General features: G+C 73.4%; 4 protein-coding genes. All 4 read right to left on the bottom strand.

Annotated elements, in window-relative coordinates; translation table 11 throughout:
* Positions 1-1098: 1098 nt before the first annotated feature.
* The 4 genes from galE to AB0N81_RS37575 all read right to left on the bottom strand — a co-directional run bounded on the left by galE (position 1099) and on the right by AB0N81_RS37575 (position 9022).
* A complete protein-coding gene (gene galE / locus AB0N81_RS37590; protein WP_365366602.1) occupies positions 1099-2109 on the bottom strand; it encodes a UDP-glucose 4-epimerase GalE in 1011 nt (336 codons plus the stop codon).
* A gap of 74 nt (positions 2110-2183) precedes the next feature.
* The gene (locus tag AB0N81_RS37585) at positions 2184-3845 is read right to left on the bottom strand and encodes a glycosyltransferase family A protein (RefSeq protein WP_365366612.1); all 1662 of its coding nucleotides are present in this window, start codon (positions 3843-3845) and stop codon (positions 2184-2186) included.
* A gap of 36 nt (positions 3846-3881) precedes the next feature.
* A complete protein-coding gene (locus AB0N81_RS37580; protein ID WP_365366600.1) occupies positions 3882-5426 on the bottom strand; it encodes a hypothetical protein in 1545 nt (514 codons plus the stop codon).
* A complete protein-coding gene (locus AB0N81_RS37575) occupies positions 5423-9022 on the bottom strand; it encodes a CDP-glycerol glycerophosphotransferase family protein (protein ID WP_365366598.1) in 3600 nt (1199 codons plus the stop codon). The genes AB0N81_RS37580 and AB0N81_RS37575 overlap by 4 nt, the downstream gene beginning before the upstream one ends.
* Between the last annotated feature and the right edge of the window lie 70 nt (positions 9023-9092).

Genomic DNA, 9092 nt, shown 5'->3' with positions numbered 1-9092 from the left:
CTCCGCTCCACCCTTGACTCCCGCCCCTGCACCGCAAGTCTTCCTTGAGCCGGACGGCCAGGGGTGGGGGCTTCGGATTCCCTGGATGGGTCATCATCTTTCATTGCCGGGTGCGGACCGGCCCAACGTAAGCCGACGTCACAGTCACAGCTCGGCCAACTGCCCGGCTTCGCCGCTCGGTCCATCCCCTCTCGCTGCCGGGCGCGGACCGCCCCAACGTAAGCCGACGTCACAGTCACAGCCCTGCCAACCGCCCGGCCTCGCCGGTCGGGTCATCGGCTCTCGCTGCCGGGTGCGGACCGGCCCAACGTGGGTGGACGTCACCATCCCGGCTGGGTCGGTCGCGCGGCCTCGCCGCCCGGGCATCACCCCTCCCCGCCGGGGCGCGGACCGGCCCCACGTGAGCGGACGCGAGAGTCGAGGCGCCGGGAGGCCAAGGGGGCCTGGCACCGCCGCCCCCTCCGGCACCTACTTTGGGAAAGTTGCGAACCGAGTCGGCGCGCGCCCCCCTGCCACCCCCCGCACGCCCCTCACACATGCCCATCCGAAGCCGGAATCGGGCACAGCGCGCCCGCATGCCGGGGGCGCATCATCCGAACAGGGGGGCGCACGGCACACCCATTCGCAACTTTCCCAAAGTAGGTGCCGCACGGCGGCGAGACCGGGCGGCCGACAGGGCCGCGACCGTGACGGACACCCACGTTGAGCCGGTCCGCACCCGGCAACGAGAGCCGATAACCCGAGCGGCGAAGCCGGGCAGTCGGCCGAGCTGCGACCGTGACGGGGACCCACGTTGGACCGGATCGCACCCGGCAGCGAGAGCCGATGACCCGAGCGGCCTAGCCGGGGCAGAGCCCTGACCGTAGCGCCAGCTCACGTTGGACCGGTCCGCACCCGGCAGCGAGAGCGGATGACCCACCCAGAGAATCCGAAGCCCCCACCCCTGGCCGTCCGGCTCAAGGAAGACTTGCGGTGCAGGGGCGGGAGTCAAGGGTGGAGCGGAGCGGAATCGGCGGAGCCGACGCGACGCAGGAGCGCCCTTTACTGCCGGCCCGGAGGCGCCACAATCCGCTTAAAACCGGGCGGCCCCGGTCACCGTCAAGGACGCGGGCCCACCGAAGTCTCCGCCCCCACCCCCGCCCCCGGATGCAACCGCACCCACCCATCCCACGCCGAAGCCACCATCTCGCGGACGTCACGCTTCGCGGACCAGCCGAGTTCTGTGGCGATGCGGTGCGCGGAGGCGACCACGCGGGCCGGGTCGCCGGGGCGGCGGGAGGTCACCTCGGCGGGGGTGTCGTAGCCGGTGACCTCGTTGATGAGGTCCGTCATCTCGCGGACCGACACGCCCTCACCGCGCCCGACGTTGAGCGTGAGGTCCGTGCCGGGCGCGGCGGACGCGAGGCGGCGGGCCGTCGCCACGTGGGCCTCGGCGATGTCGACGACGTGGATGTAGTCGCGTACGCACGTACCGTCGGGGGTCGGGTAGTCCGCGCCGAAGACACGCGGCGCCTCGCCGTCGGTGAGCTTCTCGAAGACCATCGGGACGAGATTGAAGACGCCGGTGTCGGCGAGCTCGGGGGCCGCCGCGCCCGCCACGTTGAAGTAGCGCAGGGACGCCGTCGCGAGACCGTGCGCGCGGCCCACCGCACGGACCAGCCACTCGCCGGCCAGCTTCGTCTCACCGTACGGACTCATCGGCAGGCACGGCGTCTCCTCGGTGACGAGGTCGACGTCGGGCATGCCGTACACCGAGGCGGAGGAGGAGAAGACGAAGTGGGCGACGCCCGAGGAGGCCGCCGCGTCGAGGAGGACGCGCAGGCCCTCCACGTTCTCGCGGTAGTAGTGCAGCGGGCGGTCGACGGACTCGCCGACCTGCTTCTTTCCGGCCAGGTGCACGATGCCGGTGACCGCGTGCTCCTCGAAGGCGCGGGCCAGCAGGTCGCCGTCGAGGACCGAGCCGACCACCAGCGGCACCCCGTCGGGCACGCGCTCGGCGATGCCGGTGGACAGGTCGTCGTAGACCACGGCCCGCTCGCCCGCCTCCGTCATGGCGCGGACGACGTGCGCCCCGATGTATCCGGCGCCGCCGGTGATCAGCCAGGTCATGGTCGTCTTGTCCCGTCTTGTCGCGAGTGTGGTGCGTGGACGTGCAGTGTCGCAGAGGCGGTGTACGAGGCGTGTCAGCGGCTTCCGGAGCCCCTCAGGGAACGCGTCAGCCGGGTCAGGCGTCGTTTCGCGACGCCCGCCACGCCCCGCACGCCCGGCGCGAGCCGCACCGAGAGGTTCCCCGCCTGCGTGGCGTACGGCTGGACGAGCAGTACCCCGCGCCGCCGGCTCGGTACCACCGTGCGGCGCAGCAGGCCCGGCCCGGCGACGGCGTGCGCGGTGGTGTCGCGCGTCGTCCCGTCGTCGAAGTGGAGCCGCAGACGCACGTCCCACACGCCGTCGTCCAGCGACCCGAGGTCGAGCAGGACCGTGGCGACCCAGGTCTCGCCGGGCCGCTCGGCGCCGAACGCCGCCGTCCGGCGCAGCCCGGGCCGCCCGCTCTGCCGGTGGACCAGCTCGACGTCGACCGTGGCGGGACCCGCGTCGGCCACCCGTCCGTACAGCTCGCGCAGCCGCAGCGTCAGCCGCGTCCCGCCGGCCCCCGGACGCAGCGCGCCGTCGACCGCGACGGGCAGCAGGCGCATGGGGCGTACGAGCAGGTGCTCCAGGGTCACCTGGGGGAGGTCCGCCGCCCAGACCGGCGTGGCGTCGGACGCCGTCGGGTACGGCGGCGCGAGGCGGGCCGGGCGTGCCGCCACCTGCTTCAGGCGGGTCAGGTCGCGCGGCTCCTCGGAGGCGAGGACGACACGGGCGATGACCCGGCCGGGCGCGGGCGCCGCGTCGAGGTCGGCGGCGTCGAACGTCGCGAGGTAGGCGCGCGTGAGGGCCCACCACTCGCGCTGGTACTCCTTGCCGCGCGCGGTCAGCTCCCGCGTGTACATGCGCAGGCCGTGGTCGACGAACTTGGCGCGGGCCGCCCGCGCGAGCCGCTTGCCGCCCGTGCCCCGGGAGTCCCGCAGGATCTCCACGGACTGGCGGTGCGCCTCCATGCGGGCCTGCCAGTTGGCGATCCCGGCGCGGTCCAGGGAGATCGACAGCTTGGCGGCGGCGCGGCGCACGTGCCAGACGTAGACCGTGTCGGGGACGAGCGCGATGCGGGGTGCGGCGGCCAGGACGCGCGCGGTGAAGACGAAGTCCTCGTAGATGAAGCGGCCTTCGGGGAAGCGGATGCCGTGCTCGCGCAGGAAGGCCGTGCGGTAGAGCTTGTTGACGCACAGCGTGTCGTGGACGAGGCGGGTGCGCAGCTCGGGACGGGCGACGAGCCGGGCCTTGGTGTAGAGCTCGGGCTGCCACGGGACTTCGCGCCCCGAGGGCAGTTCGCGGCGCACGCACAGCCCCGAGGCGACCTCCGCGTCATGCCTCAGCGAGGCGGCGAGCAGCGCGTCGGCCGCGCCGGACGGCAGCACGTCGTCGCTGTCGAGGAACATCACGTACGGCGCGGCCGCGGCGTCGATCCCGTCGTTGCGGGGTGTGCCGCAGCCGCCGCTGTTGGTCTCGCGGCGGATCACGCGCACGCGCCGGTCGGCGGCGGCGAGCGAGGTCAGGACATCGGCGCTGCCGTCCGTCGAACAGTCGTCGACGGCGATCACCTCGTGGACGACGGGGCCCTGGGCCAGCGCGGAGCGCACCGCGTCCGCGACGTGCGCCGCGTCGTTGTAGCCGATCACGACGACGGAGACGCGGGAGGCGGACGGGTTAGTGACAGGAGTGTTCTGGGCAGTCGGGAGAGGCAGGATGCGGTCCACGGGGGAAATTTTAGTGGTTGCCGGTAATTATCCGATTAGGGGGGTATTCGTGGGCCTGCCGACCCGGGCGAGCACCTCGCCGGTGCGCGGGCTCCAGCCGGCCACCACCGCCTCGGGCGGGACCCGCTGGTCGGGCGAGAGCAGCAGCCACCGCACCTGGTAGCGGCGGACGATCGCCGCGCGTTCGGCGCGAGTGGACTCGGGGGAGAGGTAGGAGCGGACGGCCGCCAGGCGGTGGTTGCGCACGCCCTCGTCGAGCGAGGCGTCCGGCCAGGCGGGAGCGACGAGGTTGGCCCCGTACCCGGGCACGGAGCGGGTGGGGCGGTAGCCGTCCGTCAGGACGACGTCGCCCTTGCGCATGTGGCCGACCGCCCACCCGTAGCCGGGCCAGCGTGGCGGCTGGTCGAAGCCGACGGGGTCCAGGGCGCGCGGCACGACGGCGCCCGCCTGGATCTGGAAGAACCCGACGCACGCCCCGAGGGCCGCGGCCCCGGCGAGCGCGCCGCGCCGCCACCCCCAGGTGCGGGGCGCCGCGAGCTCGATGGCGAGGGCGAACTGGAGGGGGACCAGCGTCAGGCCGAGGATGCGGCCGTACGTGTAGTGGCCGCTGACCCAGCCGTACGCGACGACCAGGCAGTCCAGGGCGAACATCAGGACCAGGGGGTCCCTGCGGTCGCGGTGGAAGCGCAGCCACAGGGCGGGCAGGCCGAGCAGCGCCAGCCAGAAGCGCTGCGGCATCTCGGTGTAGAGCTGGCGGTGGATCCAGTCGACGGACTGGTCCCCGACGAGGGAGAAGACGCTGTAGTACGGCCAGATCGCCGCGACGGCCACCGCGGTCGCGGCGGTTGCCGTCCAGGGCCACACCCGGCGCCCCACCGTGCGGTCCGACGCCGCGAACGCGACGACGCCGATCACCGCCGCCACCGACGAGATGGGGTGGACGAGCAGGATCAGCCCGCACAGGCCGCCGAGTCCGACGTACGGCCACCAGGAGCGCCCCACGCGGTGGGTGAGCGTGCCCGCCCGAGCCCATGCCCAGAACGTCAGGCCGATCGCGAACGTCGACGGGTAGCCGAGGTTCCCCGTCATCGACATCAGGCCCAGATAGCCGCTCCACCACGCCATCCGCGTGCCCCACAGCAGCACCATGGCGAACAGCGCGAGCACCGGCGCCCACGGGCGGGGCGTCAGGACGCGGACGAAGCGGCCGATGCCGGTGAGCAGGACGAGGAGGTTCAGCGGTCCCGCGAGCTTCACGACCTCCCAGCCCGCGAGCCCGGTGACCTTGGCGAACAGGCCCTGTACGACGGCGTAGGGCGAGTAGTACGCGCTGCCGTCGCCCGGCAGGTCCGCCATCGGGTGCGCGGGGTGGAGGAGGTTGTCCTTCAGGCGTTCGACGACGGCCGCGTGCTGGCCGAAGTCGCAGCACATCGGGACCCGCCAGTACGCCAGCGACATCACCAGCCAGAACAGCCCGCCGAGCAGGAGGTACGGGCCGGGGCGCCGGCGCCGGCTGCCGCCGAGCGCCGTCGCGCCGTGGAAGGCCCGGCGGGTGAGCAGCGCCCCGCTCACCGCATCAGCCTCTCCGCGACGCGGGCCGCGGCCCGCCCGTCGTCCAGGTCGCAGTAGGCCTCGCGGAACGCCGCGTACGCCTCCGCGTGCCGGGCCGAGATCGCGTCGAGGTCGCGGAGCGCCTCGACGACCTCGCCGGTGGAGGCGAGCAGCGGGCCGGGGGCGCGCGTCTCGAAGTCGAGGTAGAAGCCGCGCACGGTGTCGCGGTAGTGCTCCAGGTCGTACGCGTGGAACAGCATCGGGCGCCCGGTGTGCGCGAAGTCGAACATCAGGGAGGAGTAGTCCGTCACCAGCACGTCGGCGAGGAGCAGGAGTTCGGCCGCTCGCGGGTGCGCGGACACGTCGCGTACGAAGGGTGCGCGGGCGCCGGGGAGGCGGCCCGCCGTCAGCGGGTGCTTGCGCACGAGCAGGACGTGGTCGTCGCCGAGCACGGACTCGGCCGCGCGGAAGTCGAGGGCGGGTTCGTAGCGGAACCGGCCGGGGGAGTAGGCGAGATGGTCCCGGTACGTCGGCGCGTACAGGACGACCCGTTTGTCCGGGGTGATGCCGAGCTCGTGGCGGACCCGCTCGGCGACCTTCTCGCGGTCCTCGGTGAACAGCACGTCGTTGCGGGGCGAGCCCGCCTCCAGGACCTCGCCGTCGTAGGCGAGGGCGCGGCCCAGGTGGGGGGTGGAGAAGCGGTTCGGGGAGATGAGGACGTCCCACTGGCGGGACAGCTTGGGGAGGGCGTCGAGGTGGCCGTGGTCGGCGTAGAGGGTGTCGGTCAGGTCGGTGCCGATGCGCTTGAGGGGCGCGCCGTTCCAGGTCTGGACGACGGTCTGGCCCTCGCGGCGTTCGAAGAAGTCGGGCAGGTGGCCCGCGGTGACGATGCGGCGGCAGCGGGCCAGCGCCTCGTACCAGTCGGCGCTGTGCTCCTCGACGCCCTTCGCGCCGGCCGGGACGTGGGTCTGCTGGTCGTGGGTGACCCACAGGTGTTCGACGCCGGCGCCGCGCCGCACCAGTTCCTCGTGGACGGCGCGCGGCGAGTCCCCGTCGAAGTAGAGGACGGCGTCGGTCAGCGGCAGCCGGCGGCGGCTCGGGTAGTGGACGGTGCGGAGCCTGTGCCGTCGGTACGCGCCGCGCTCGGACCGGGAGAGCACAGAGCCCGCCTCGATGAGCAGCCGGTCGCCGAACCGCCGTCCGACGGTGAACTCGCGCCCCTGGACGGTGTGGTGGAGGGGCAGCGTGACGGAGGCGGAGGCCAGCAGCCGCACGGGCACCCCGTCCTCGCGACCGTACCCGGCACCGTTCTCGGGACCGTACCCGGCACCGTTCTCGGGACCGTACCCGCCACCGTCCCCGGGCCCTTTCCCGGCGCCGTCGCGCAGGAACGCGTACCACCGTCCCTCGCGCAGCACCCCGCCGCCCGGCGCGACCACCGCCCGGAACCGGTCGCCCGTCAGCTCGACCGGTACCGCCAGCTCCTCGTCGCGGCCGCTGTGCCGCAGCACCAGCTCCGGCTCGTCCCAGCTGGCCGCGGCCACCGGGCCCGCGATGGTCAGCGTGCCGTCCTGGTCCCACGTGACGCGGTCGGCGATCGGCTGCCGGGTCAGCTCGACGACGAGGCGGCCCTGATCGTTGGCGGTGGCGCACAGCTCGCGGCCCGCGCGGGACGCGTACCGCCCCGGGGGCAGGTCGAGGGTGGCGGCCAGGGACTTCAGGGTGCCGTCGGGCAGGACGAGGTTGGCCTGCCAGCGCTCGCCGTGCGACGGCTCGACCTCCTTGGGCGCGAGGTGCGGCGTGGGCGCCACGCCCTCCAGGTCGGGGAGGCGGACGCGCGCTTCGAAGCGGTCGCCGGTGACCCGCACCGGATACTCGAAGTCGGTCCGCGTGAGCGCGTGGGTGAGGCGGAGCGAGGCGGGCCGCGCGGGCCCCGGCAGGGTGCCCGTCAGGACCACGTCGTCCCCGTCGCGCCGGTGGGCGTCCACGCGCGCCGCGTACTCCTGGATCCGCAGCACGAGCCGGCCCTTGCTGAAGCCGAGGACGAGCCGGAGCCCGTCGCCGAGCTCCCGCACCACGGACTGGGCCGACGCGCCCTCGGAGGCCCGCACGGCGGCCCGCCGTACCGTGCCGTGGCCCGCGACGACCACGCCGAACAGCCAGTTCCCCGGCTGCCAGCGGCCGCCGGTCCTGAGCTGCTCGGGGTCGACGGTCATCTCGAAGCCGGACAGGTCGTAGCAGTGCAGCTGCTGCCGCGACTTCTCGGTGGCCCGGGGCGCGGTGACCGTCTTCGTGGGCAGGCGGCGGAATCTGCCCCTGCTGTGGACCGACTTGAGGAGCCCGGCCTTCACGGAGTGCCCGGGACGGGTCGCCCGAAGGTTGCGCACGTACGCGTATCCGCTGATCCGCAGCTTCCCTTCGGCGTCCCACCGCGACTCGTCGACCCGTGCCACCACGGGCAGTTCGCCCCGGCCGAGGCGTGCCACCTTCTCGGGGACGGGCCCCACTCCCGGATAGGCGGCGCGGCGCCGGACCTTGCCCCGCACCTGGAAGGCCGTGCCGTTGGCCCGTTCGAAGGCGAGCAGCCGGATCAGTTCGGCGGTGCGCGACTCGCGGACGAGCTGCCATTTGATGCGCAGGTCGACGGGGAGCTCCGCGAGCACGGCCGGGTCGGCGCGGCGCAGGAACGCGGCCGTGTCGGTGAGGAACGCCGTGCGGTACTCGGGGCCGCCCATCGGCAGGCCCTCCAGGAAGTACACGAAGTCGTCGCGCAGGCAGGACGCGTCGTACGTCTTCTTCATCTCCGGCGCGTGCTCGGCGAGGAAGGCGCTGACGTGCGCGCACGCCGCGATCCGGTCCCGTACGCCCTTGACGTCGGTGCGGCGCCGGGTGATGGAGCCCTCGCGGACCCGCCAGTAGTAGACGTGGTCGCTGAGCACGTCCACGGAGCCGGCGAGGAAGTGCGCCGGGATCATCACGGGGGTGTCCTCGTAGAGCTTGCCCTCGGGGAAGGTGAAGCGGTGCCGGTCCCAGAAGGCGCGGCGGAACACCTTGTTCCAGGCGACGCGGTCGGAGAGCAGGTCGAGATCGTGGGAGATGTGGGTGCGGGTGCGCGGTTCGGTCAGCCACTTGTACTGCCAGGCCTGGGAGCGGCCGCGTTCGGTGAGCCGCCAGACGTTGCCGCTCGCGAAGTCGGAGCCGGTGGCGTCCAGGCTCGCGATCATCCGCCCGTACGCGTCGTGCGGGACGACGTCGTCACTGTCGACGAAGGTCAGGAACTCGGCGGTGGGGGAGGCCTTGCGGACCCCGGTGTTGCGGGCGGCGCTCAGTCCGGCGTTGCGCTGGCGGACGTAGACGAAGCGGGGGTCCTTGGCGGCGAACTCGCGCGCGATGCGGGGGCTGCCGTCGGTGGAGCCGTCGTCGACGAGGATGCACTCCAGGCCGCCGCGCGCCCCGGGGCCGCCCAGCAGGCCGGGGCCGGCGGGGCCGCCGGGGCCCTCGGGGTCCGCGGGGCCCGCGGGGTCTTCCATGGTCTGCCGTGCGATCGACTCAAGGCACTCCTCCAGGAACTCCTCGACGTTGTAGATGGGTACGACGACGCTGAGACGGGGCTGCACGCGAACCGGCCTTTCGGTGGGGATAACGGCATATTCGTCCCCTTTGCCCGCTCACGTCTCCCGATGGTCA

It is taken from the genome of Streptomyces sp. NPDC093510, assembly GCF_040683555.1.
Classification (GTDB): Bacteria; Actinomycetota; Actinomycetes; order Streptomycetales; family Streptomycetaceae; genus Streptomyces.
This window is presented reverse-complemented; position numbering and strand designations above follow the sequence as displayed.

What these genes read in the sequence shown, in the direction of transcription:
- galE (WP_365366602.1), bottom strand. Translation starts at nt 2,109, where the DNA reads ATGACCTGGCTGATCACCGGCGGCGCCGGATACATCGGGGCGCACGTC.